1 protein-coding gene is annotated in these 211 nt (G+C 69.2%); it reads left to right on the plus strand.

All coding sequences use genetic code 11. The annotated features are described in order from the left end of the window. The coding region (locus AC5WRT_RS39290) for an acyltransferase domain-containing protein (RefSeq protein ID WP_496101134.1) at nt 1-211 on the plus strand (211 nt) is incomplete at both ends.

The raw sequence follows: 211 nt of genomic DNA on the forward strand, positions 1-211 counted from the left end.
TTCCTCTTCGCCGGCCAGGGGTCGCAGCGCCCGGGGACGGGCCGGGAGTTGTACGAGACGTACCCGGTGTTCGCGGAGGCCTTCCAGGCGGTCGACGCCGAGCTGCCCTTCGACTTGAAGGCGGTCGTCTTCGGCGAGGACGAAGGGGCCCTGAACCGCACCGAGTTCACTCAGCCCGCTCTCTTCGCGCTCGAAGTCGCCCTGTACCGGC

Source organism: Streptomyces sp. NTD91, assembly GCF_059510455.1.